Source organism: Corynebacterium tuberculostearicum SK141, from assembly GCF_000175635.1.
In the GTDB taxonomy this organism is placed as follows: Bacteria; Actinomycetota; Actinomycetes; order Mycobacteriales; family Mycobacteriaceae; genus Corynebacterium; species Corynebacterium tuberculostearicum_C.
Window position 1 is genome coordinate 42,220 of the sequence record NZ_ACVP01000027.1, and the last position, 22,011, is coordinate 64,230.

Annotated in this window: 22 protein-coding genes; 18 read left to right on the plus strand and 4 right to left on the minus strand. The window is 61.7% G+C overall.

Annotated elements, in window-relative coordinates:
* The first annotated feature begins 107 nt into the window (after window positions 1-107).
* From CORTU0001_RS09095 to CORTU0001_RS09170, 16 genes are all read left to right on the plus strand, one after another.
* Window positions 108-1,556, plus strand: a complete 1,449-nt coding sequence (locus CORTU0001_RS09095) for a hypothetical protein (RefSeq protein WP_157749123.1) — start codon at window positions 108-110, stop codon at window positions 1,554-1,556.
* Window positions 1,557-1,558: 2 nt separating this feature from the next.
* Window positions 1,559-2,503, plus strand: a complete 945-nt coding sequence (locus CORTU0001_RS09100; protein WP_005329222.1) for a class C sortase — start codon at window positions 1,559-1,561, stop codon at window positions 2,501-2,503.
* Between the two features lie 84 nt (window positions 2,504-2,587).
* On the plus strand, window positions 2,588-4,120 hold the full coding sequence (gene obgE, locus CORTU0001_RS09105; protein ID WP_005329223.1) for a GTPase ObgE: 1,533 nt from the start codon (window positions 2,588-2,590) through the stop codon (window positions 4,118-4,120).
* A 59-nt stretch (window positions 4,121-4,179) separates the two neighbouring features.
* Window positions 4,180-5,412 carry a glutamate 5-kinase gene (proB, locus tag CORTU0001_RS09110; RefSeq protein WP_034668609.1) on the plus strand — a complete coding sequence of 411 codons (1,233 nt, stop codon included), beginning with the start codon at window positions 4,180-4,182 and terminating at the stop codon, window positions 5,410-5,412.
* 33 nt (window positions 5,413-5,445) lie between these two features.
* Entirely contained in the window at window positions 5,446-6,375 is a 930-nt protein-coding gene (locus CORTU0001_RS09115) for a D-isomer specific 2-hydroxyacid dehydrogenase family protein (protein ID WP_005329226.1), read from the plus strand.
* Window positions 6,375-7,280: a D-isomer specific 2-hydroxyacid dehydrogenase family protein gene (locus CORTU0001_RS09120; protein WP_005329228.1), complete on the plus strand. Its 906-nt coding sequence runs from the start codon at window positions 6,375-6,377 to the stop codon at window positions 7,278-7,280. The genes CORTU0001_RS09115 and CORTU0001_RS09120 overlap by 1 nt, the downstream gene beginning before the upstream one ends.
* Before the next feature lie 97 nt (window positions 7,281-7,377).
* Window positions 7,378-8,646 carry a glutamate-5-semialdehyde dehydrogenase gene (locus CORTU0001_RS09125; protein WP_005324089.1) on the plus strand — a complete coding sequence of 423 codons (1,269 nt, stop codon included), beginning with the start codon at window positions 7,378-7,380 and terminating at the stop codon, window positions 8,644-8,646.
* Window positions 8,647-8,669: 23 nt separating this feature from the next.
* Window positions 8,670-9,287, plus strand: coding sequence for a nicotinate-nucleotide adenylyltransferase (nadD, locus tag CORTU0001_RS09130; protein ID WP_005329234.1), 618 nt, complete (start codon window positions 8,670-8,672; stop codon window positions 9,285-9,287).
* 146 nt (window positions 9,288-9,433) lie between these two features.
* Complete coding sequence (gene rsfS / locus CORTU0001_RS09135; RefSeq protein ID WP_179387589.1) at window positions 9,434-9,877, plus strand: ribosome silencing factor; 444 nt, start codon at window positions 9,434-9,436, stop codon at window positions 9,875-9,877.
* A gap of 6 nt (window positions 9,878-9,883) precedes the next feature.
* Window positions 9,884-10,582 (plus strand): histidine phosphatase family protein, encoded by a 699-nt coding sequence (locus CORTU0001_RS09140; RefSeq protein ID WP_005329236.1) that lies wholly within the window; start codon window positions 9,884-9,886, stop codon window positions 10,580-10,582.
* Window positions 10,582-11,457 carry a DegV family protein gene (locus CORTU0001_RS09145; protein WP_005329238.1) on the plus strand — a complete coding sequence of 292 codons (876 nt, stop codon included), beginning with the start codon at window positions 10,582-10,584 and terminating at the stop codon, window positions 11,455-11,457. Before CORTU0001_RS09140 ends, CORTU0001_RS09145 begins: the two co-directional genes overlap by 1 nt.
* A 99-nt stretch (window positions 11,458-11,556) precedes the next feature.
* Window positions 11,557-12,255, plus strand: a complete 699-nt coding sequence (locus CORTU0001_RS09150) for a ComEA family DNA-binding protein (protein ID WP_005329239.1) — start codon at window positions 11,557-11,559, stop codon at window positions 12,253-12,255.
* Window positions 12,256-12,273: 18 nt separating this feature from the next.
* Window positions 12,274-13,686 carry a ComEC/Rec2 family competence protein gene (locus tag CORTU0001_RS09155; protein WP_005329240.1) on the plus strand — a complete coding sequence of 471 codons (1,413 nt, stop codon included), beginning with the start codon at window positions 12,274-12,276 and terminating at the stop codon, window positions 13,684-13,686.
* Window position 13,687: 1 nt separating this feature from the next.
* Entirely contained in the window at window positions 13,688-14,665 is a 978-nt protein-coding gene (gene holA / locus CORTU0001_RS09160) for a DNA polymerase III subunit delta (protein WP_005329242.1), read from the plus strand.
* 10 nt (window positions 14,666-14,675) lie between these two features.
* Window positions 14,676-15,065 carry an ankyrin repeat domain-containing protein gene (locus CORTU0001_RS09165; RefSeq protein ID WP_034668611.1) on the plus strand — a complete coding sequence of 130 codons (390 nt, stop codon included), beginning with the start codon at window positions 14,676-14,678 and terminating at the stop codon, window positions 15,063-15,065.
* A complete protein-coding gene (locus CORTU0001_RS09170) occupies window positions 15,062-15,709 on the plus strand; it encodes a LysE family translocator (protein WP_005329247.1) in 648 nt (215 codons plus the stop codon). The genes CORTU0001_RS09165 and CORTU0001_RS09170 overlap by 4 nt, the downstream gene beginning before the upstream one ends.
* Here CORTU0001_RS09170 and CORTU0001_RS09175 read toward each other — a convergent pair.
* Together CORTU0001_RS09175 and CORTU0001_RS09180 are read right to left on the minus strand one after the other, a co-directional pair.
* The gene (locus CORTU0001_RS09175; RefSeq protein WP_005329253.1) at window positions 15,706-17,037 is read right to left on the minus strand and encodes a type II restriction enzyme; all 1,332 of its coding nucleotides are present in this window, start codon (window positions 17,035-17,037) and stop codon (window positions 15,706-15,708) included. The two genes, CORTU0001_RS09170 and CORTU0001_RS09175, sit on opposite strands and share 4 nt — an antisense overlap.
* Complete coding sequence (locus tag CORTU0001_RS09180; RefSeq protein ID WP_005329257.1) at window positions 17,030-17,872, minus strand: DNA adenine methylase; 843 nt, start codon at window positions 17,870-17,872, stop codon at window positions 17,030-17,032. The genes CORTU0001_RS09175 and CORTU0001_RS09180 overlap by 8 nt, the downstream gene beginning before the upstream one ends.
* Window positions 17,873-18,205: 333 nt before the next feature.
* Between CORTU0001_RS09180 and CORTU0001_RS09185 the strand changes: the two genes are divergently transcribed.
* The gene (locus CORTU0001_RS09185; RefSeq protein ID WP_034668614.1) at window positions 18,206-18,784 is read left to right on the plus strand and encodes a TetR/AcrR family transcriptional regulator; all 579 of its coding nucleotides are present in this window, start codon (window positions 18,206-18,208) and stop codon (window positions 18,782-18,784) included.
* Between the two features lie 126 nt (window positions 18,785-18,910).
* On the opposite strand, the gene rpsT is transcribed toward CORTU0001_RS09185, so the two are convergent.
* Together rpsT and CORTU0001_RS09195 are read right to left on the minus strand one after the other, a co-directional pair.
* Complete coding sequence (gene rpsT, locus CORTU0001_RS09190) at window positions 18,911-19,174, minus strand: 30S ribosomal protein S20 (protein WP_005324114.1); 264 nt, start codon at window positions 19,172-19,174, stop codon at window positions 18,911-18,913.
* A gap of 227 nt (window positions 19,175-19,401) precedes the next feature.
* Window positions 19,402-19,938, minus strand: coding sequence for a type II toxin-antitoxin system PemK/MazF family toxin (locus CORTU0001_RS09195; protein ID WP_005324116.1), 537 nt, complete (start codon window positions 19,936-19,938; stop codon window positions 19,402-19,404).
* Between the two features lie 18 nt (window positions 19,939-19,956).
* On the opposite strand from CORTU0001_RS09195, the gene lepA reads away from it, so the two are divergent.
* Window positions 19,957-21,807, plus strand: coding sequence for a translation elongation factor 4 (gene lepA, locus CORTU0001_RS09200; RefSeq protein ID WP_005329262.1), 1,851 nt, complete (start codon window positions 19,957-19,959; stop codon window positions 21,805-21,807).
* The last annotated feature ends 204 nt before the right edge of the window (window positions 21,808-22,011 follow it).

Sequence of the window (22,011 nt, forward strand, 5' to 3'; positions counted from 1 at the left end):
TTGTCTATTCCGGCGCGGCCTAGAGTCGGCGTCGGAATAGTTTTTGAGCAGCAAGGGCTCGTGGCTAGGCGTGCCCTTGGATGCCCTGTCGAAGGAAGGTCTTGAAGGTGGGTGAAGGACAACGACGGCCGCGCATGTTTCGCGCGGGAGTTGTTGCGGCTAGCCTTTTAACGGGCTTCGCGGCACAACCATTGATAATGCCATCTTTCGGTACAGGAGAAACTGCGGTAGCAGCTGCTCAAACGTTAAACGGCCGGACCAGCGACGTACATGTCGATCTCACTGAGTCAGTGGGGGCCGAGTGGTTTGAGAAAATTGGAGATAGAAAACTGGTGCTTTCGCGCATCAATGGCGTGGGCACTAAGGATCTTCCGGCCCTGGATGTTCCCCGGTTGCTCAAAGACAGCCCGGAGGACTTCGTCCGCATATATGAGGCTGTGACTGCCGATGGCAAGGCCACCTTCCGCGGTGTTAAGCCCGGGATCTATTTGATTGATATCGCAGACAACCCAGGTTCCCAAGATCCGAGCGTGTCCTATGCTCCCTTTGTTATAGCTATTACTGGTGATGGTGAAGAGCATCGGGTGGAATTGAAAGCACAAGTCCTCAACGTCAGTATTATTCCGCGGACGTCGTGCTTAATTCCTGGTGAGCATTATGCGGTCGCCCCTGGCGGTGTGGTGAAATACGAGATTTCTGCTGCTACCCCGAATACGAGCACGGATGGGTCGATTGGCCATTATCGGCTCACTACAGAGCTATCGGATATGCATGAGGCACAGGAAGGCGACACGGACTCGGCTCAGCCAGAGCCAGCTACCTACGTTGAAGTCGAGTCCGTACGTCTTGTAGGCGCAGGGGAAGTTCTCGAGCTTGATGCGAAGAGCTACACCGTGGAAAAGAAACAAGGGAGCGTCACTATTGAACTTAAAAAGGAAGCTCTAGATAAGCTGGCGCAGCTTCGTGAATTAGACCCTAATACCGCAGTTAAGGTCACGCTTCGTTCACGGGCTAGGCAAGATGCTACGGGAGAGCTGCGTGCAACAACTACATTAGCCACGGACGGCATGGATGCACAGCGCAGTGAGGTAGAGGCGTCGGCAAGCACCAACGTTCCTATCTATAAATTTGAATCGTGCTTTCCACCCTCTGAGTCAAGCACCACCACTTCAAAACCCACTCCGGCGGTAACGCAGCATACGGAGCCGGAGCCTTCTGCTTCGTCACCTTCCACGTTGCGACCTGCCGCTGAACCTGCAGAACCAGGCTCCTCTCAGCCGCGCCCGGATAGGCCAAGTGACATTCCAGGTTTCCCCACGCCTCCAGATGAAGATGGGCACACAGGGCCGTTGACGCCCCAAGAAGGCGATCCCGAAACTAGCGATGAATCTGGAGAACACGGCGGTATTGTAGGCAGCCTCGCTTCCACGGGTGCTTCCGTTATTGGAGTGACAGTTCTAGCAGTGCTGTTGATCCTCGTAGGTATCATTTTGTTGATCCGGCGCCGAGATGACGAGGAAGATTCAGCCACAGCAACCGAAAAGGACGAGGGTTAATTGTGACAACAAGCGCGAAAGATAGGCCGGCCTCGACGCAAAAGAAGCGCAAGAAGGGCAATGCAGTGTCTATCATCGCGCTGCTTCTGGGGGCTTTGCTGCTGTTGTACCCAGTGGTATCAACACTGGCAAACCATAATAAGCTGATGCGCCAAACAGAAGCCTATAGTGGAAAGGTCGCTGATCTAAGCCAAGACGAAAAGGAGCGTCAGCTTCAACGGGCCCACGAATACAATGACCGTCTTTTGGCAGAGGGGCCTCACGCGCGGCCACCGGTGAACACGGATCCCGGGATGGAAGACTATATGTCGCAGCTGAATGTGGATGGCCCCCAGGGAATGATTGCCCGCATACGCATTCCATCGATTGATGTGGATTTGCCGGTGTTCCATACCACCGCGCCAAAGGTGCTGTACCAGGGGGCTGGTCACATGTTTGGGTCAACCTTGCCGGTGGGTGGGGATGGGACCAATGCGGTGCTGTCGGCGCATACCGGCATGGTCAATGCATCTATGTTTGACCGTTTACCTACCCTTAAAGAAGGCGATGATATCTTCATCGACGTAATGGGGGAGCGTTTGCGGTACAAAATGACCAGCCGGGAAGTAGTTAAGCCCGATGATTATGAAGCCGTTACCTATGAACCTGGGTACGATAAAATCACGCTTATTACGTGTACCCCATATGGGCTTAATACCGATAGGTTATTAGTTCATGCGGAGCGCTATCCGTTGGATCCCGGAAATCCGGAACCGTCGCCCGCCGGGTTCGGTTGGTCATGGTGGATGATTGCTGTCGTGCTCATCGTTTTACTTACTCTGTCTCTCATTTTGTGGAAGAACCGATGCCGGCGAAAGAAGCGAAAAGAGCGGGAAGGACAAGAAGCCGCACAGGAGCACCAGTCTGCGGTTGAAGATGCTGAAGGTGGATCGGGGGCTGGGCACTAAGCCTCGCTGGCCGCCGTTTTAGTTTGAATTTAGAAGGTAACTGATAGACTTCAGATCCCATGATATTTCGAGGAGAAGGCGAACATGGCACGTTTTATTGACCGCGTCGTCCTGCACCTGCAAGCAGGCGATGGTGGACACGGCTGTGTGTCCGTCCACCGCGAAAAGTTTAAGCCTTTGGGCGGACCTGATGGCGGCAATGGCGGCCACGGTGGCGACATCATCCTCGAGGTATCTGAGCAAATCCATACGCTTATGGATTTCCACTACCGCCCGCATATTAAGGCCCAACGCGGCGCCAACGGTGCCGGTGATATGCGCAACGGTGCCCGCGGAGAGGATTTGATTCTCGAGGTTCCCGCCGGCACTGTGGTGCGCACGGAAAAAGGGGAGACCCTCGCGGATCTCACCATCCCGGGCACTCGCTTCGTTGCCGCGGAAGGCGGTTATGGCGGACTGGGCAATGCCGCGCTGGCTTCCAAGAATCGTAAGGCACCAGGCTTTGCCCTCCAGGGGGAGCCGGGCCAAGCCCATGATCTCATTCTGGAGCTGAAGTCTATGGCGGATGTCGGACTCGTGGGGTTTCCCTCGGCCGGTAAGTCTTCGCTGATTTCGGTACTTTCGGCTGCCAAGCCCAAGATTGGCGATTATCCGTTTACTACCCTGCAGCCGAATCTTGGTGTGGTGGACATGGGGGATAGTTCCTTTACCATCGCAGATGTCCCTGGACTAATCCCCGGCGCAGCCGATGGCAAGGGCCTCGGACTAGATTTCCTGCGCCATATTGAGCGCACCGCCGTGCTTGCTCACGTGGTCGACACAGCTTCCATAGAACCAGGCCGTGATCCGGAATCCGATATCGAAGCGCTGGAAAACGAACTGGCCAAGTATCAGGAAGCTCTCCAGGAGGACACCGGTCTTGGCGATCTTCGCGAGCGCCCACGCATTATTATTCTCAATAAAGCGGATGTCCCAGAAGCGGAGGAGCTGGCGGAGTTCGTTAAGGATGACCTCAAGGAGAAATTCGGCTGGCCCGTCTTCATTATCTCCGCGGCGGCCCGCAAGGGGCTGGATCCGCTGAAGTATAAGCTCATGGAGATGGTGACGGAACACTATAAAGCGCAGCCGAAGCCAAAGCGCGATCCGAAGCACAGCATCATTCATCCGAAGGCACAGGCGCACAAGAAGAACACTGGTTCCTTCGCTGATTTCACCATCGCCCGCGATCCGGAAGTCGAAGGCGGCTTCATTGTCGAGGGCGAGAAAATCGAGCGCTGGATCACCCAAACCGACTTCGAAAATGACGAGGCCGTGGGCTATCTGGCTGACCGTCTGGCCAAGGCCGGCGTGGAGGATGAGCTGCGCGCGCAGGGTGCCGTGGAAGGTTGTCCGGTGACGATCGGCGGCATTACCTTCGAGTGGGAGCCGATGACTGGCGGTGATCCGACGATGGCCAGCCGCGGCGAAGATGCTCGCCTTAAAGGAACCGCCCGTGCTTCTGCAGCGGAGCGCAAGCGCGCCTCTCAGGCACGCCGTGGTCTTATCGATGAATACGATTACGGCACCGATGAAGAGGTCACTCGGGAGGGTGCTAATCAGGATAGGTGGCAGGGCTAGTTCCAGATCCCCCTATTCTTGGGGTGTGCTGGAGGGTGGGCTTTGTAAACTCGGTTGGCATGTCTTCTGATCAACAGAATGAGCACATCCTTCCGCTTCCGGTAGAGCCTTTTGACGGACCTACCGCTGATACCCCGTTCCCGGAACCGCTCGATGAAAATCCGGTGGCGTCCGGTTTTGAATCGGATCTCCGCCGAGACATCGCGCAGGCAAAGCGCGTAGTGGTCAAGATTGGTTCCTCTTCTCTCACGGATGAAAATTTCCGCGTTTCTCAAGAAAAGATCGATCACATCGTTGATGCCGTCCATGCGCGCATGGGCCGATCCGATGTCATCATCGTCTCCTCCGGTGCGGTTGCCGCAGGTATGGGCCCGCTCGGTCTGCACCAGCGCCCGACCGATTTGGCTACCAAGCAGGCCTCCGCGTCCGTTGGCCAGGTGCACTTGGCCTCTGTGTGGGGCCAGTCCTTTGCGCGCTATAAGCGCACCATCGGCCAGGTCCTCCTCACCGCCTCCGATACGGGGCACCGCGACCGCGCCCGCAATGCGCAGCGCACCATCGATCGCCTGCGCCAGCTGCGCACCATCCCCATCGTGAACGAGAACGATGCGGTGGCGACGTCGGAAATGCACTTCGGTGATAACGACCGCCTCTCTGCGCTGGTGGCCAACCTGGTGGGCGCGGACGCACTCTTCCTATTTTCTGACGTGCCTGGTTTGTACGATAAGAACCCTGCCGAGCCGGATGCCAAGTTCATCGATGAGGTGCGCACCGGCAAGGACTTGAAGGGCGTTGTCGCCGGCGATGGCGGCAAGGTCGGCACCGGCGGCATGGCCACCAAGGTCTCCGCGGCCCGCCTGGCTACTCGCGGCGGCATTCCAGTGCTGCTGACCTCCACGGATAATATCGGCCCCGCGCTTGCCGACGCCTCCGTGGGCACCGTCTTCCACACCCGCGAGGAACGCCAGCTGTCCGCCTGGAAGTTCTGGGCGCTCTACTGCGCCGATACCGGCGGAGCCGTCCGCCTCGATGAGGGCGCCAAGGAGGCCGTGACCAAGGGCGGAACGTCTCTGCTGGCTGTCGGCATTACCGATGTGCAAGGCGAGTTCACCAAGGGCGAAATCATCGACATCTTGGGCCCGAATGGCGAGGTCATCGGCCGCGGCGAGGTCCGCTTCGACTCCGAGGAGCTCCACGCCATCAAGGGCAAGAAGATGGAAGAGCTTCCCGAGGATCAGCGCCGTTCCGTCGTCCACGCGGATTATCTGTCCAACTTCGCCTCCCGCATCTAAACCCGAGTCCGAGATTCCCCGTATGGTTGGGGCATGAAGTATTTCATGGGACCGGACACCTGGCAGCCGATGGTAGAAGACATCGAGGCTGCCGGGCACCAACGCGTAAGCAGCATCGAGGACGCCGAGGTCTATATCAATAATGCGCCCAACCCGCGCCGCATCCCGGAGATGCCGGCGAATATCGGCTGGGTGCAGCATTGTTATACCGGCGTCAATCAGCTCATCGATGCAGGGGTCATTACCCCAGACGGCGTGCCATGGTGCAACTCCGCCGGCGCCTTTGCCCAGCCGGTGGCCGAGTCCGCACTGGGCCTGGCCCTTTCCCAGGCGCACCACCACAAGGCCTTCGCCACAGCTGCTACCTGGTCCGTGGCCAAGGAGCTGGACGAGTCCCAGGCCTGGCTCTATAACCAACAAGGGCCGAAGAGGGTAGCGATCTTTGGCGCTGGGGGCATCGGCAAGCAGCTCATTAAGCTCCTGCAACCCTTCGGCGTGCACATTACTGCGGTCAATCGCTCCGGCCGCGCGGTGGAAGGCGCCGATGAGGTCGTGCCCATGGACCAAGCCCAGCACGTGTGGGGCGAGGTGGATTTCATCTTCTGCATCCTCCCGGCCACCAAAGACACGGAGGGGCTTATCGATGCCGCCACCTTCCGCGCCATGAAACCCTCCGCCATTTTTGTCAACGTCGGCCGTGGCAGCACTGTCGTCACCGAGGATCTCGTGGCCGCCCTGCGCGATGGCGACATCGCCGGCGCGGGCTTGGAGGTTATGGATCCCGAGCCGCTGCCTGATGGCCATCCGCTTTATGACCTACCCAATTGCACCATGACGCCGCATATGGCCGCCTCTGCGCACGTGGCGCAGTATCACCTGGGCGCTATCTTCAACGCCAATGCCGCGGCGTGGAAGAGGGGAGAGGCCATGCCCACCCGCGTGGATGCGGAGGCTGGCTATTAATGAAGTACGCGATGCTGCCCACCCCGTGGGAGGAAACCCTGCAGGCCGTCGATGCCGCCGGCCATGAGCGTGTCTCGCTGGACGACGCCGAGGTGCTCATTTTCAATGGCGGTTCAGATGATTTCCCACAACCTCTGCCGCCGAGCGTCGGCTTGGTGCAGGTTCCTTTTGCCGGGGTGGACCACCTGCTCGAGGTCATGCGCGATACCACCGCCCGCTGGTCCAACGCGGCAGGGCTGTATGACGCCACCGTGGCCGAATCCACCATTGCGCTGCTACTCGCGCAGTTGCACGCGCACAAGCGCGTGGGGACCAGCTGGAATAACCGCGATGAGGTGGAGGCGCACACCAGCTTCCTTTTTGAGGATAAGACGGTTGCGGTGGTGGGTGCTGGGGGCATCGGCAAGCGGCTTATCCGCATGCTCGAGGGCTTTGGCCCGCGCATCATTGCGGTCAATCGCTCCGGCAATCCGGTGGAGGGCGCCGATGAAACCTTCGCCACCGCCGATATCGAGCGCGTGTGGCCGGCCGCCGATTATTTCGTGGCGTTGGCGCCGCTCACGGACCAGACCCACCAGCTTTTTAACGCCGCTGCTTTCCGTGCCATGCCGAACCACGCCGTGGTTATCAATGTCGGCCGTGGGCCACTGGTGGACACCGATGCGCTTGTCGAAGCCCTGCGTGCCGGCCACATCGCCGGCGCCGGCTTGGATGTCACCGACCCCGAGCCGCTGCCCGATGGGCACCCACTGTGGGACATGCCCAACGTAGTCATCACCCCGCATCTGGCCAATCCGCCGTATTCGGTGCGCAGGCGTATCGGTTCGCATACAGTAAAGGTCATGGAGCGCTTCGCCGCCGGTGAGGAAATCCCTACGGAAGTAGATACTGAAGCCGGCTACTGATGGATAGCCCCGGTAGCCGCGCTGACGATGGCCAGCTCAACCCCACCGCGGCTGGGGTCGCTGAAATGCGCGTGGCCTTTCGTTAGGCTGGTATGACATGAGCAACACTGAACGCGAAGAAGTTCTGTCCAAAGCCCGTGCTGCCAAGGACGTCGCGCCCGTCGTGGCGCAGCTGTCCACGCCGCGCAAGAATGAAATCTTGCAGCGCGCAGCCGAAAACCTCATCGCCCACACCGAAGATATCCTCGCCGCAAATAAGCAGGACATCGAGGCCGGCCGCGAGCGCGGCATGTCCGAGTCCCTCATTGACCGCCTCTCCCTTGACGCCGCGCGCGTGGAGGGCATCGCTGGCGGCCTGCGCCAGGTTGCCGGCCTGCAGGACCCAGTAGGCGAGATCCTGCAGGGCCGCACCATGGACAATGGCATCCAGATGAAGCAGGTGCGCGTCCCGCTCGGTGTGATGGGCATGGTCTATGAGGCCCGCCCGAACGTCACCGTGGACGCCTTTGGTTTGGCCATCAAGTCCGGCAACGTGCCGCTGCTGCGCGGTTCCAAGTCTGCCCGCAACTCCAATGCTAAGCTGGTAGAAATCCTGCAGGATACCCTCGCCGAGTTCGATCTACCGCGCGAGGCCGTGCAGCTCCTGCCGTGCGAGACCCACGATTCCGTCCAAGACCTCATCACCGCTCGTGGCCTGGTGGACCTGGTCATTCCGCGTGGTGGCGCCAAGCTTATTGAAGCCGTGGTCACCGGCGCCACCGTCCCGGCCATCGAGACCGGCACCGGCAACTGCCACTTCTATGTGGATGCCTCTGCGGACCTGGACAAGGCTATCGACATGGTCATCAACGGCAAGACCCGCCGCACCTCCGTATGCAACTCCACGGAGTGCGTGCTTATCGACGCCGCCTTGGACGACTCCGCCAAGCTCCGCATCATCACCGCGCTGCAGGAGGCGGGCGTGACCATCCACGGCGACGTCGCCGAGCTTGAGGCCTTCGGCGTCCAGGATGCCGTACAGGCCACCGATGAGGACTGGCGCGAGGAGTCGCTGTCCATGGATATCTGCGCCAAGGTGGTCGACGGTGTCGACGGTGCCATTGCCCACATCGCCGAATTCACCACCGGCCACACCGAGGCCATCGCCGCGCAAGACGCCGACGTCCTAGTGAAGTTCGGCAACGAAGTGGATGCCGCTGCGGTCATGCTCAATGCCTCTACCGCCTTCACCGATGGTGAGGTCTACGGCATGGGTGCGGAAATCGGCATTTCCACCCAGAAGCTGCATGCCCGCGGCCCGATGGCGCTGCCGGAGCTGACCTCTACCAAGTGGATTCTGCAGGGCACCGGTCAGACCCGCCCTTAGTAGTGCGACTATAATCACCACCCATGACTAGCCCACAGCGCATCGGCATCATGGGTGGCACCTTTGATCCCATCCACAATGGTCACTTGGTAGCGGCCAGTGAGGCCGCCCACCGCTTTGCCCTCGATACCGTCGTCTTCGTGCCCACCGGGCAGCCTTGGCAAAAGTCCCACCGCGACGTCACCGCGGCCGAGCACCGTTATTTGATGACGATGGTGGCTACCGCATCCAACCCGCGCTTTACCGTCTCCCGCGTGGATATTGACCGCGAGGGGCCTACCTATACCATCGATACGCTGCGGGATTTGCGGGAACTCTTCCCAGAAGCGGAGTTCTACTTCATCACCGGGGCCGACTCGCTGGCTTCCATCATGAGCTGGCATAACTGGGAAGAGATGCTGGAGATGGCGCACTTTGTGGGCGTGACCCGCCCCGGCTATGAATTGAGCGCCGATATGCTACCTGCCGATGCGCAAGAGGCCATCGATCTTATCGACATTCCCGCCATGGCCATTTCCTCCACGGCGTGCCGCGAACGCGCCGGGCAGGGGCAGCCCGTGTGGTACCTCGTTCCGGATGGGGTGGTGCAGTACATCACCAAGAACAATCTCTATGGGCCCAACCCAGATAAGCCCCTGTAGAAACTTCCGCGGCCTTCCCAAGATTTTGGGCACGGGCCTGCTAAACGTGCAAGAATAGACTCTCAATAGAGATAGTTCATACCGAAAATACTCAGACGCGAAAAGGGAATTTTTACACATTGTCTACTTCTGATCTCGCCCGCCGCATGGCAGAAACCGCGGCCCACGCCGCGCAAGAAAAGCTGGCCACCAATATCGCGGCCATTGATGTCTCCGATGTCCTCGCTATCACCGAGGTCTTCGTGCTCGCTTCTGCAGACAACGAGCGTCAGGTCGGCTCCATCGTGGATGAAGTCGAAGACGAAATGACCAAGCAAGGCTTCGAGCCGCAGCGCCGCGAAGGCAACCGCGAGAACCGTTGGGTGCTGCTGGATTATGGCAATATCGTCGTCCACGTTCAGCGCAATGACCAGCGCGAGTTCTACGGCTTGGACCGCCTGTACCACGATTGCCCAGCACTGGAGATCGAGGGCATCGAGGCCCCAGAGCGTCCGGGCGAATGGACCAATGGCGTTAACCCGCGAGAAGTTGATTCCATCGACGAGCTCCCCCTGGCCGATAAGGTCCCTGGTGAGGACGAGGAGCTTTAAACCCGCATGAGCCGCCGCCTGATCCTGATCCGCCACGGACAAACTACCTATAACGCCACCGGCCGCATGCAGGGCCACTTGGACACCGAGCTGTCCGAGCTGGGCTATGAGCAGGCCCGCGCCGCCGCGCGCCTGCTGCAGGATCAGGGCGTGTCTAAAATCGTCGCCTCTGACCTCATTCGCGCGCGCGAAACCGCGCGCGTGGTCGCCGAGGCCCTCGGCGTGGGTTTCACCACGGATGCCCGCCTGCGCGAGACGCACCTAGGCCAGTGGCAGGGCAGAACCTCCGCCGAGGTAGATACCGAGTTCCCTGGCGCGCGCGCCATCTGGCGCCACGACCCCACTTGGGCCCCGCCGCAGGGCGAATCCCGCGTGGATGTGGCCGAGCGTGCCCGGCCCGTCGTCGATGAGCTCATGGCAGACTTCGCCGGCTGGGACCACGGCCCCGTCCTCATCGTGGCCCATGGCGGCGCTATCTCGGCGCTGACCTGCCACCTGCTGGGCCTTGACCATGCGCAGTACGGAATCCTTTCCGGACTGAAGAATACCCACTGGTCGCAGCTGACGGCCCGCCCGGACTTTAACCCGGAAACGCCGCTGTCCTCGCTGGAGTTCACCCCAGATAATGTGGGCAGCGCCCAGTGGTATTTCGACGGCTGGAATATGGGCGGCGAGGTCACCGGGGATGGCGGGGCGGATATCTAGTGACGGTCCGCGTCATTACGGATTCCTCCGCGGGCCTGCCGCCAGAGCTGGCGGAGCAGCTATCCATCACCGTCATTGACTTGCACCTCATGGAAAGCCACGGCAAGGATGGCCTGGAGCGCTCCACCTCGGGGTTGAGCGCGCTGGAGCTGGCCGCCGCCTACGGCCGCGAGATGGAGCGCGCCCAGGATGACGGCGTGGTGGCTATTCACCTGTCCAAAGAGCTATCTTCCACCTATTCCGCGGCGGTGTCCGCCTCCGGCGTCTTTCCGCACACGGTGCGGGTTATTGACTCCGGTTCGGCCGGCATGGCCATGGGCGCGGCCGCCATGTCCGCCGCCAAGCTCGCCTCCCACGGCGCCAGCCTGGATGAGTGCTATGCCGCGGCCATCGATACCCTTAAACGCGCGGCCACCTGGGTCTACCTGCACTCCACGGAGGACCTGCGCCGATCCGGCCGCCTATCCCCGGCCACGGCAGTGCTTTCTACGGCGCTTTTGGCTACCAAGCCGATTATGTCGATTACCCGTGGCAAGCTGGAGCTGGTGGGCAAGACCCGCACCCAGACCAAGGCTTTTACCAAGCTGGTGGACCTCATCGCCTCCCGCGCGGACGGCGAGCCGGCCTTCGTCGCCATCCAGCACAACCAGGCCGAAGATGCGGCTGCCAAGCTGGAGGCGCTCATTAAAGCAGCGTTGCCGCAGGGGTCGTCCTTCATCTGTACTCCGCTTAATGACGTCCTCTCTGTCCACGCCGGCCCCTCCGCCATCGGCGTCTCCGCCGTGTTTAGCTCCGAGCCTCCCGCCGAACCAGCACATCCTCACACACGTGGTCGACCCCGCGCGTTCCCGCCGCGCCGATCTGTGGATAACTAGCCCCACCGCGCCGGGTTCGTTGACGCCCACAACAAGTTATCCACAGCCCACCTCCGCCCGACCTTTCACTGGTGTGCGCCTGCGCTTAGCCTCAGCGCCATGGCGGCACCCAAGATCAGCGAACGACTCCGCGAATTTACCCAACCCACCGGCGAGGAAGAACTCCTCGCCGTCGATTACCCGCGCCCGCGACTGCGCATCAGCCCCTGGCAGGCCTGCGCAGTGGCGGTCATTCTTGTTATCGCCGTGGTGGTCTGGCTCGGCATTAATGCGCGCTCCGATGAATCCTCCGGCATGCCCGAGCCTGCGGCAATGAGCCCAGGCGCGGCCCCCAGCGAGGAACCCAGCGAAATCATCGTTTCGGTCATTGGCGAAGTTGCCGAGCCCGGCCTGAAGACACTCGAGCCGGGTGCGCGCGTCGCCGATGCCCTCGCCGCCGCCCAGCCACTACCAAGCGCCGAGACCATGGTCCTCAACCATGCGCAGCGGCTTACCGACGGCCAACAGCTCCACATCCTGCCCTCCGGCGCCGCCCCAGCTCCCGCACCCGGCGAACCTGCCCCATACGGCGACAACTCCAGCAGCCCCGGCGGCAGCGCTAGCGGCAGCGGCGTGAGCCTTAATAGCGCCACCGCCGAGGAGCTCACGGAACTCAAGGGTGTCGGCGAGGTGACCGCGCACGCCATCGTGGCCTACCGCGAGGAGCACGGCGGTTTCAAGGATGTAGAAGAGCTCCTCGAGGTCTCCGGCATCGGGCCGGCGAAGCTGGCACAGCTCAAAGATCAAATCCAGCTCTAACCCGTACTCGAGCGTGCGATGCGAGAACTGCGGCTCGTCCCCGGCGCGGCCACCGCTTGGCTGTCCGTCATCGCCGTGCTGCTCGCCGGCCGCGGCTGGGCCATCGCACTCATCACGGTCGTCGTCGCGCTGTGCCTCATTGCTCGTCAGTGGGGCCAAGCGCTCTTTTGCGGTGCAGTCGCTGGGGGTGCGGCGCTCGTCGCCGCGGTGCGCCAGGCTCGTGCTGCCGCCTTCGACCTCGGCACTGAAGTCACCGGGCGCCTTGTCACTGCACCAACGCAGACCAGTACGGGCGGCTGGCTGCTCAAGCTCAAGGTTCCGGGATACCCGACCCAGCTGCCGGTCTTTAGCCCGGAACCGGTCCCGGCGGCGGCCGGCAGTGAGCTTACGGCCAGGGTGAGGGTAGGGGAGTCGGATAGGGCGGGCGTCGGAAAGCTCAGCGCCAATGCCACCGACGTGCAGGTAACCGCCGAGCCCGAAGGCTTGGCCGGCTGGGCGGCCGAGGTGGCCGAGAATTTCCGCGCGCTGGTCCTCGATACCGTCGGTCCTTCCAGCCAGGGCCTTATCCCCGGCATGGTGCTCGGCGATACCGCGCTGCAAGATACCACCGAGCGCGACCTGTATATCGCCACCGGGCTCTCCCACTTGAGTGCTGTATCCGGCGCCAACGTGGCCATCGTCTGCTCCGCCGCTGCCGTGGTCTGCGCCGCCTTCGCGCTCGGTCCCCGCACCCGCGTGACCGCCTCCCTGTGTGCCCTTGCCACCTATGTTCTGCTTGTGGGCTTCGAACCTTCCGTCCAGCGCGCGGCCGTCGCTGGAGTAGTGGGGCTGCTTGCCGTGCTCAATTCCACGCGCATGGAGCCCATCCATGCGCTCAGCCTCGGCATCATCGCGCTGCTCTTTGTGGATTCCGACCTCGCCGTGCACTTCGGCTTCGCCCTATCCTGTGCGGCGACGCTCGGCATCGTGGCGCTGAGCCCGCTCATCTATAAGCACTTGGCCGTGACCGGCTGGCCCGCCATCTTCCTGCGCGCGGTTGCCGTGGCCATCGCGGCCGATATCGTCACCCTGCCGCTGGTGGCACTCATGTCCGGCGAGGTCTCCGTGGTCTCCGTGCTGGCCAATATCCTCGTCGAGCCCGCCACCGTGCCGATTACCATCGTGGGGCTAATCGCCGCCATCTTTGCCCAGCTCGGCCCGCTCGACGTGCTGGGTGCCGGCTTGCTGCGCCTTATCGAGCCCTTCTCATGGTGGATTAATACCATTGCCCACGGCGTGGCCCACCTGCCCGTGGTCACCATCCCCGCCAGCCCGCTTTTTACGCTGCTTGCCTACGCCTGGATTATCGCCGGCCTCCTCTATCACCGCCCGTGGCTCACCTTGGCGCTGACGCTGGCGGGCATCGCCTGGCTCGGCCTGGCCGCAGGCTAGAATGGCGGGCATGCCTCCAGTACACCTCATCCTCGGCGACGATGAATTCCTCACCGAACGCGCCCGCCTGCAGATTCAGCGCGCCGCGGCCGAGGAGAGCGGATCTAACGGCACCCGCCCCGAGCTGACCAAGCTTAAGGCCTCCGAGGTCTCTGAGGGAGAGCTCCTCGAGGCCACCAGTCCGTCGCTGTTTGGCGATAACCGCGTCATCGTGATCAGTGACTGCGAGCGTGCCGGCAAAGAAGTAGTCGATATCCTCCTGCGCGCCTGTGCCAACCCCGCGCCGGGCATGACCATGGTCATCATCTACTCCGTGACGGCCAAGACGCTGAAGAAAAAGAAGAAGCAGCCCGAGCTCGTGGCCAAGCTGCGCAAGATTGCGGAGGTCCACGAGGTCTTCTCGCTCTACCCCAATGAGCTGGGCCAGTGGGCCACCCGCGAATTTTCCAGCCACGGTGTGCGCCCCACCCCGGACGTTATCCACGCCGTGCTCGAGGGCGTAGGCTCTGACCTGCGCGAGCTGGCCTCAGCCATCTCCCAGCTGGTCTCCGATACCGGCGGCAATGTCACCCGCGAGGCGGTGCAAAACTACTACGTCGGCGTGGCCGAGGTGGCCAATTGGGACATTGCCGACGCCGCCGTCGCCGGCCGCGTCGAAGCCGCCGTATCCACCTGCCGCCGCGCCCTCCAGCTGGGCGCGAGCCCCGTGGCGATTGCCGCCGCGCTGGCCAATAAGGTCGGCGCCGTCGCCCGCCTCTACTCCGCGCGCGGGGACCAGTACTCGCTCGCGAGCCAAACCGGCCTGGCACCCTACGTGGTCAAAATGACCCAGCCCGTGGCCCGCCGCTGGTCCGCCGATAATGTCACCAAGGCCGTCATCCTCGTCTCCGAGCTCGATGCCGCCGTCAAAGGCCAAGGCGGTGAGCCCGAATTCGCCCTTGAGGCGGCCGTCAAACGCGTCGCGGAACTGGCGCGATAAGCTAGAAACCATGTCTGAGACGCAAGTGCAAGAATTCGCCGGTCGACTCTTTGACATGGCGCGCGAGGGCAACCTAGACCTCCTCGCCTATATCGACCACGGCGTGAATATCGACCTCGTCAACCACGAAGGCCAGTCCTTTATCATGCTCGCGGCCTATCACGGCCACGCCGAGCTGGTTACCGCACTTGCCCGCGCCGGCGCGGACGTCAACTTGCTCAATGACCGCGGCCAGTCCCCGCTGGCCGGCGCCATCTTCAAGAAGGAAGACGCGGTTATCGACGTCCTCCTTGCCGCCCACGCCGACCCCACCGCCGGCCAGCCCTCTGCGCTGGATTCTGCCCGCCTGTTTGGCCGCGAGGACCTTGTCCCGCGCCTCGAAAGCGAGGCGGGGGAGTGACCTGGACATCCTTTTTCACCCTCTTGTTGATGAACCTGGTGGGCGTCGCCTCGCCGGGGCCGGACATCATTTTGGTGACCCGCTACGCCACCCGCTCGCGCCGCCACGCCATTGCCGCGGCCGCTGGCATCCAGATCGGCGTGCTTTTCTGGTGCGCCGCCACCGTCTTTGGTGCCGCCGCCCTGCTGACGGCCTTCCCGGAAATCCTCGGCGCGGTCCAAGCCGTCGGCGGCTGCTTCTTAGTGTTTATGGGAACGCGCGCGCTGCGCAGCGGCATCGCCCAGCGCGCCAACCCGCCCGTGGACTTAGAAGACGCCGCCGCCCAGCTCGGCCGCCTGCGCACCGCCTTCAAGGTCGGCCTGGCCACGAATATGTCCAACCCGAAAATCGTGCTCTTCCTCGCCGCGATGATCGGCCCGCTGCTTCCGGCTAGCCCACCCGTCTGGTTGGCCATTGCGCTGACACTTTCGCTCTCGCTGTCGGCCTTCCTCTTCTTCCTCGTCGTCGCCACGGTAATTTCCACCAATGCCGTGCGCCGCAAGCTCATCGCCGCCGGCCCGTGGATCGACATTGGCTCTGGCCTGTTCTTCGTCATCGCCGGCATCGTCCTTATCATCTCCGGCGGGCAGAATCTGCTGGCTTAAAACAGCCGCGGCGTGCCCTCGGCCACCGTGTCCAGCACCCACTGGGTCCAGCGGGCGACGGTGGAGGCGCGCCGCCGGGACGTCGCCAAGCTCAGGCCCAGCCCCTCCATGGCCGCACAAATCTCCGCGGTGCTAGCCACCGCGCCGCGGACCAAGCTGAGCTCCAGCACCTCGCGGAAAACCCGCCGCGCCGCCAGCGCCCGTATGAGCGCTGCATTCCGGGCGTCGCGCTGCGGCTGCTCGATAACCCGCCGCCCGTGCTCCGTCGGCTCCCACGCTTCCTCCACCGGCTCCGCCAGGCCCAGGTAGCGCGCGGCATTGGCATAATAGTCCGCCTGCCGCGGGTCGAAGTCATAGCGCTGGGTAATCTCCGCCTTGCTTAGCGGCTGCAGTGCGATGAGCTCGAGCAAGTTGACCACCCGCTCGAAGCTATTGGCCTGTGGGAAGGGCACGGCCGGCTCGGGTTCGGGCTCCACCGCCCGCACAATATCGAGCGCCGCCTGGGTGTCCAGGTGCGAGGCGGACAGCGCGTAGCGGGCGCTATCGACCAGCGCAATGCTGCGAAAATCCGCCGGATCCCGAAACTCATAGCGGTACAGGTGGAAAATACCATTGGAATACACCAGGTAAACCGGCACGACATCCTTGGCCAGGCGCTGCTGGAAACGGCGATACGGAAAATACAACTGCCGGATATTGAAATCATCCGATAGGTGATTCTTCGCCTCCACCAGCACCAGGTGCTCGAGCGATTCAAAGCCGCCGTCGATTTCCATCTGCGCGCGGTCCACCGCAACATCCACGTCCAAGTCCGGCAGCCGCACCTTAAGCCCGCGCGTGGACATGCGCCCGGCCACCGTCGCCTGCAACGGCCCGCACCCCAGGAAATCCTCTAGCATCCCGCTTGCCGACGCCCCATTTAACGCCACCGCCTCCGAGCTCACCCCCTCCAACGAAAGGGTGTCCAGACCCGCCGGCAGCTCCAGCGTGCGTACCTCGCCGCGCTGCGTTTGTGGAAACTGCTCGTACAGGTTGAATCGCCCCACCAGATATTCGCTGCGGCTGACCGGTACGATTCCCAGCTGGAGACGCTGAAAAATCCACGGCCGCGACGTAGAAAAATCATGCTTGGCCATCAGCCGCGGTTGCCGGCCCGAGAGCCGTTCTAGCTCCCGCGCGCCGATATAGAAATACCCGCGCCGTTCCAGCTCCGCGTCGTATCCCGCCGCCAGGATGCGCAGCCAGCCCCAGTCATTGACGCCGAGTTTCACCGACTCCGGCACACCAAAGCGCGCCCGCAGCTCCTGCGCTTCCGGGCCGCTAGTCACCGTGGACCTCGTAATTGCGCACCAGGACCTCGTCGACCTTGCCCCGCTTCGAACCAACGGAGTTAATCGCCCGCGTTGCCCCCACGATGCCCACTTCATAGTCCGCATAGAGCTCGCGGATGAACTCGGTGGCCGAATTAGACAACAGGAACTTCACCCCGCGCCTATCCAAGTCATCGCAGACCTCTTTGAGACGCTCTTGTTCCGCACGGTCAAAGCCGCCCTTTTGGTAGCCGGTAAACGAGCTCGTCACGTTCACTGGGTCATAGGGCGGGTCGAAGTACACGAAGTCGCCCTCGCGTGCCTGTGCTACCGCCGCGGCGAAATCGCCCTGCGAGAAGGCCACATCATTGTCCGCAAAATAGCGGTGCACCGCGCGCAGCGTGTCTTCATCGCAGATGGTGGGATTCTTATAACGCCCAAACGGGGCATTAAATTGGCCGGCCGCGTTCACGCGGTACAGGCCGTTATAGCAGGTGCGGTTGAGATACAACGTTCGTGCCGCGCGCTCGACGGGGGAGAGGGCGGCAAACTTGTGGGCATCCCGGTCCACTGCGCGCAGCGCATAGAAAAACTCTGCCTCATTGGGGTAGCCCGCGAGTTCCTCAATGAGCTCATCGACGCCGCCGCGCACCACCTCATACAGATTAATGAGCTCACTATTGAGATCGTTGACCCGTGCGCTGGCCGGCTCCAGAGAGAAGAGCACCGCGCCGCCACCGATGAAGGGTTCGTAATAACGCCGCGGGGCCTCCGCCGGCAGGGCGGCGTGGATATGCGGCAAGAGCTGGCGCTTCCCGCCCGCCCATTTCACCAGTGGCTTAACGTTTTTCATCGTTGACTCATCTTAGCCGTCCTACCGGACACAAGCACCATCGGGTTTTCGAACGTGCGAGCGGGTAAATCGGGTGCGCGGCCGCGCGGCGGCGCCATCTTGGTTGTCCAACGTCACAGTTTTTCCAAATAGTGCCATGACGGGCGTAAATGCGTCGCCGCGCAGGCAGGGAATTCCCGTGAAGTGCATGGTGGTTTCCCTGACCGAATATAAGGTAATAAAATCGCCTCAAAATCCCTTAGTTTGTAGGCAAAAAAGAATTTCCTCACAATTTCTTAGGGAGAAAGAAAAGATACTGAAGCTTGAAGAGCGTCGGGACAGAAAGGGGCATTCATGCCGCGTATATCAAAAATCCGAGTCGCTGCGCTCAACCTCGTCATCGAGAATGGTTATGACGGGTTCACCATGGAGGAGCTCGCTCACAAAGTGGGCGTTTCCCGCCGTACGCTTTTTAACTACATAAAAGACAAAGAATCGGCAGTTTTAGGCGCCGAAATGTCGGAGGAAGTGGAGAACCAATTCCAAAATTTCGCCGCAGGATTGCCCACCGGAAGCCTGCGCGAAGATTCCAAAATCATGGGCATGACCGTATTCAACCGTGCCGTAGGCGATGAGTTCTTCCCCGAAATTTCCCAGCTCACGGCCCAGGCGTTGGCTAAGGATACGAAGCTGCGTGCCCTGTACTGCCAGCGCAATAGCCGCATCATTCAGCGCGTCCGCCAGGCGGTGCAGGCTCGCGAGGGTTGGAAGTCCTCCGATCCGCGTCTCACGCCGACCGTCAACATCATCCACACCCAGTTCCTGACCGCCTTTGAGACCTTCGTGGAAACCCGTGGCGGCACTTCGCTTGTCGACGCCTTCCACAACGCCGGCGCCATCTTCGAAGACTACTTCAACGATGAACTGGCCTAAGCGTCCCGCGCGTCCCGCCTAAGTCTCACCGGCCCTGCCTGCCGGTTCCGCCGGCCAAAGTAAGCCAAGAAAATCCCCCGGCGCGCTCCGTAGAGCGCGACCGGGGGATGATCTGTGCAATGGCTCTTAGTCCATCTTGTTGAACGCGGAAGCCATGCCGGACTTCTTGTTGGCTGCGGTGTTGCGGTGGAAGACACCCTTGGACACGGACTTGTCCAGGGCGCGGGATGCCACGCGCAGCTGCTTCTCAGCAGCAGCCTTGTCGCCAGCGGCAACGGTCTCGCGGAACTTGCGGATCTCGGTACGGACGGCGGAGCGAACGGACTTGTTGCGCTGACGTGCCTTCTCGTTGGTGATAACGCGCTTCTGCTTGGACTTGATATTTGCCATGAAAAATACCTCTTAGTAATCGAAAGTGATTGACGTAGAAACCGACTTACTCGGACTACTCCCGCGGCCAGCAATTACTGGCGCGCTCGGCGCTGGTATTCGAAGAGCGAACCCAAGGTCCTGCCCGCCCCGACCAGCGCGCCCGGCAAGTAAGTAACCAACACACAATAGCAGTACCGAACCCGACCTGCCAAAACCCGGACCCACGCCCGCCGGCCGCGCGGCGGCTAGGCCCAGTGGTAGCGCGCCCGCAACCTATTCGCGATTCGTTCGAATCTGCGTTCCGGGAAAAGCGTGCCTTGCCGGCGCACCTGCTCCTCGGATACCTCGAGCAGGCGGTCGAGGCGCACCCAACAATCGCACCCGGATTCGTCCCACTCGCCGGAACCGATTTCCAGCCAGGCGTCGTCAAGCGCGTGCTTTGGGTTGGGGGAGATAAGCAAACCCATCACCGTGGTGCGGGTGCGGCCGACGACCAAAATGGCGCGCTCGCGCGGCGGAGACTGCTTTCCCTCGGCCGGCACCCACACCCAGACCACCTCGCCGGAATCGGCCTGGCCGTCCATATCGGGGGAGAAAAATATAGACCGGGGGTGGGAGGCGGTGGCCTCTACCCGGATATCGGCGGCCTTACGCGGCTCGTGGAACTCATCCGACCTATCCAGCCCCAACCGGGAATTAATGCGGCTCAGGCCGGTGTCTATTGGCTCGCGCTCGCTGATTCCCAGCGCTTGGCGCAGACGGGTGAGCATGGCGCTTTTCATGTCGACTATTGTAGACGTATGTCTGAAAACTTTGCGGCCACGACGTTTACGGATCCCGCCCGAATCCGAAACTTCTGCATTATTGCTCACATCGACCACGGCAAGTCGACGCTGGCGGACCGCATCCTGCAGCTATCCAAGGTGGTTGCGGAGCGCGATATGCGTGACCAGTTCCTCGATAATATGGACATCGAGCGCGAGCGCGGCATCACCATTAAGGCGCAGAACGTGCGCCTGCCGTGGGTGCCCCAGTCCGGCACCGCGCAGGGGGAACAGATTGTCATGCAGATGATCGACACCCCCGGCCACGTGGACTTTACCTACGAGGTCTCCCGCGCGCTCGAGGCGTGTGAGGGCGCCATCCTGCTTGTCGACGCCGCCCAGGGCATCGAAGCCCAAACCCTCGCCAACCTTTACCTGGCGATGGAAAACGACCTGGAAATCATCCCGGTCCTCAATAAAATCGACCTGCCGGCCGCCGACCCGGAAAAATACGCGCTGGAAATCGCCAATATCATCGGCTGCGAGCCGGAAGAGGTGCTGCGCGTATCCGGAAAGACCGGCGAGGGTGTGGTCGAGCTGCTGGACAAGGTCTGCGAGCTAGTCCCGCCGCCATCTTCTGAATTTGACGCCGATGCGCCGGCCCGCGCCATGATTTTTGACTCCGTCTATGACACCTACCGCGGCGTGGTGACCTATATCCGCATGGTGGACGGCAAGCTTACCCCGCGCCAGAAGGTCACCATGATGTCGACCAACGCCAACCATGAGCTGCTCGAAATTGGCATCGTTTCCCCTACGATGCAAAAGTGTGAGGGCTTGGGCCCCGGCGAGGTGGGCTACCTGATTACCGGCGTAAAGGACGTGCGCGAGACCAAGGTGGGCGATACCGTCACCTGGTCCAACGGCGGCGCCGAAACCCCGCTTAAGGGATACAAGGACCCGGACCCGATGGTCTATTCCGGCCTTTTCCCCATCTCCCAGGCTGATTTCCCAGACTTGCGCGATGCTTTGGAAAAGCTGCAGCTTAACGACGCCTCCTTGACCTTCGAGCCCGAAACCTCCGTCGCCCTCGGCTTTGGTTTCCGCTGCGGCTTCTTGGGCCTATTGCATATGGAAATTACCCGCGACCGCTTGGAGCGCGAGTTCGGCCTCGACCTGATTTCTACCGCGCCGTCGGTGACCTACCGCGTGGTGGCCGAAGACGGCGAAGAAAAGTGGGTTCACAACCCGTCCGACTGGCCCGAAGGCAAGCTCACCGAGGTTTATGAGCCAGTGGTGAAGATGACCGTCATCGTTCCTGAGCAGTTCGTCGGCCCCACCATGGAACTCTGCCAGTCCAAGCGCGGCCAGATGGGCGGCATGGACTACCTTTCCGAGGACCGCGTAGAGCTGCGCTACACCATGCCGCTTGGCGAAATCATCTTCGACTTCTTCGATATGCTCAAGTCCCGCACCAAGGGCTACGCTTCGCTGAACTATGAAGAGGCCGGCGAGCAGCTCGCGGACTTGGTAAAGGTCGATATCCTACTCAACGGTGACCCGGTCGATGCCTTCTCTGCCATCGTCCACCGCGATTCCGCCCAGTGGTACGGCAATAAGATGACCAAGAAGCTTAAAGAGCTCATCCCGCGCCAGCAGTTCGAGGTGCCGGTGCAGGCGGCCATTGGTTCGAAGATCATCGCCCGCGAGAATATCCGGGCCATGCGCAAGGACGTGCTGGCTAAGTGCTACGGCGGCGATATCTCCCGTAAGCGCAAGCTGTTGGAGAAGCAGAAGGCCGGTAAGAAGCGCATGAAGACGCTGGGCTCCGTCTCGGTGCCGCAAGAGGCTTTCGTGGCTGCGCTGTCTACCGACGCCGACGATTAACCCCGCACCCCCTATTGGCAAAGTGGAGCCGAATAGATTCTTAACATTTCGTTAACGGATCCCGGGGTGCGGCCGGCAAAAGTTCAAAGTGAGCTGCTCCTATAGGGCGTCCCCACGGCCGGGGACGCCCTTTTAATCTAGTTGCAGTCGGTGTTTTGGCGGCGTTAAATTTCGATTTGAAAGCGACCGATGACTCGCCTGGTG

What these genes read in the sequence shown, in the direction of transcription:
- CORTU0001_RS09185 (WP_034668614.1), top strand. Translation starts at nt 18,206, where the DNA reads ATGCCGCGTATATCAAAAATCCGAGTCGCTGCGCTCAACCTCGTCATC.
- rpsT (WP_005324114.1), bottom strand. Translation starts at nt 19,174, where the DNA reads ATGGCAAATATCAAGTCCAAGCAGAAGCGCGTTATCACCAACGAGAAG.
- obgE (WP_005329223.1), top strand. Translation starts at nt 2,588, where the DNA reads ATGGCACGTTTTATTGACCGCGTCGTCCTGCACCTGCAAGCAGGCGAT.
- CORTU0001_RS09120 (WP_005329228.1), top strand. Translation starts at nt 6,375, where the DNA reads ATGAAGTACGCGATGCTGCCCACCCCGTGGGAGGAAACCCTGCAGGCC.
- CORTU0001_RS09155 (WP_005329240.1), top strand. Translation starts at nt 12,274, where the DNA reads ATGCGAGAACTGCGGCTCGTCCCCGGCGCGGCCACCGCTTGGCTGTCC.
- rsfS (WP_179387589.1), top strand. Translation starts at nt 9,434, where the DNA reads ATGGCAGAAACCGCGGCCCACGCCGCGCAAGAAAAGCTGGCCACCAAT.
- CORTU0001_RS09140 (WP_005329236.1), top strand. Translation starts at nt 9,884, where the DNA reads ATGAGCCGCCGCCTGATCCTGATCCGCCACGGACAAACTACCTATAAC.
- nadD (WP_005329234.1), top strand. Translation starts at nt 8,670, where the DNA reads ATGACTAGCCCACAGCGCATCGGCATCATGGGTGGCACCTTTGATCCC.
- holA (WP_005329242.1), top strand. Translation starts at nt 13,688, where the DNA reads ATGGCGGGCATGCCTCCAGTACACCTCATCCTCGGCGACGATGAATTC.
- proB (WP_034668609.1), top strand. Translation starts at nt 4,180, where the DNA reads ATGTCTTCTGATCAACAGAATGAGCACATCCTTCCGCTTCCGGTAGAG.
- CORTU0001_RS09125 (WP_005324089.1), top strand. Translation starts at nt 7,378, where the DNA reads ATGAGCAACACTGAACGCGAAGAAGTTCTGTCCAAAGCCCGTGCTGCC.
- CORTU0001_RS09195 (WP_005324116.1), bottom strand. Translation starts at nt 19,938, where the DNA reads ATGAAAAGCGCCATGCTCACCCGTCTGCGCCAAGCGCTGGGAATCAGC.
- lepA (WP_005329262.1), top strand. Translation starts at nt 19,957, where the DNA reads ATGTCTGAAAACTTTGCGGCCACGACGTTTACGGATCCCGCCCGAATC.
- CORTU0001_RS09150 (WP_005329239.1), top strand. Translation starts at nt 11,557, where the DNA reads ATGGCGGCACCCAAGATCAGCGAACGACTCCGCGAATTTACCCAACCC.
- CORTU0001_RS09180 (WP_005329257.1), bottom strand. Translation starts at nt 17,872, where the DNA reads ATGAAAAACGTTAAGCCACTGGTGAAATGGGCGGGCGGGAAGCGCCAG.
- CORTU0001_RS09165 (WP_034668611.1), top strand. Translation starts at nt 14,676, where the DNA reads ATGTCTGAGACGCAAGTGCAAGAATTCGCCGGTCGACTCTTTGACATG.
- CORTU0001_RS09115 (WP_005329226.1), top strand. Translation starts at nt 5,446, where the DNA reads ATGAAGTATTTCATGGGACCGGACACCTGGCAGCCGATGGTAGAAGAC.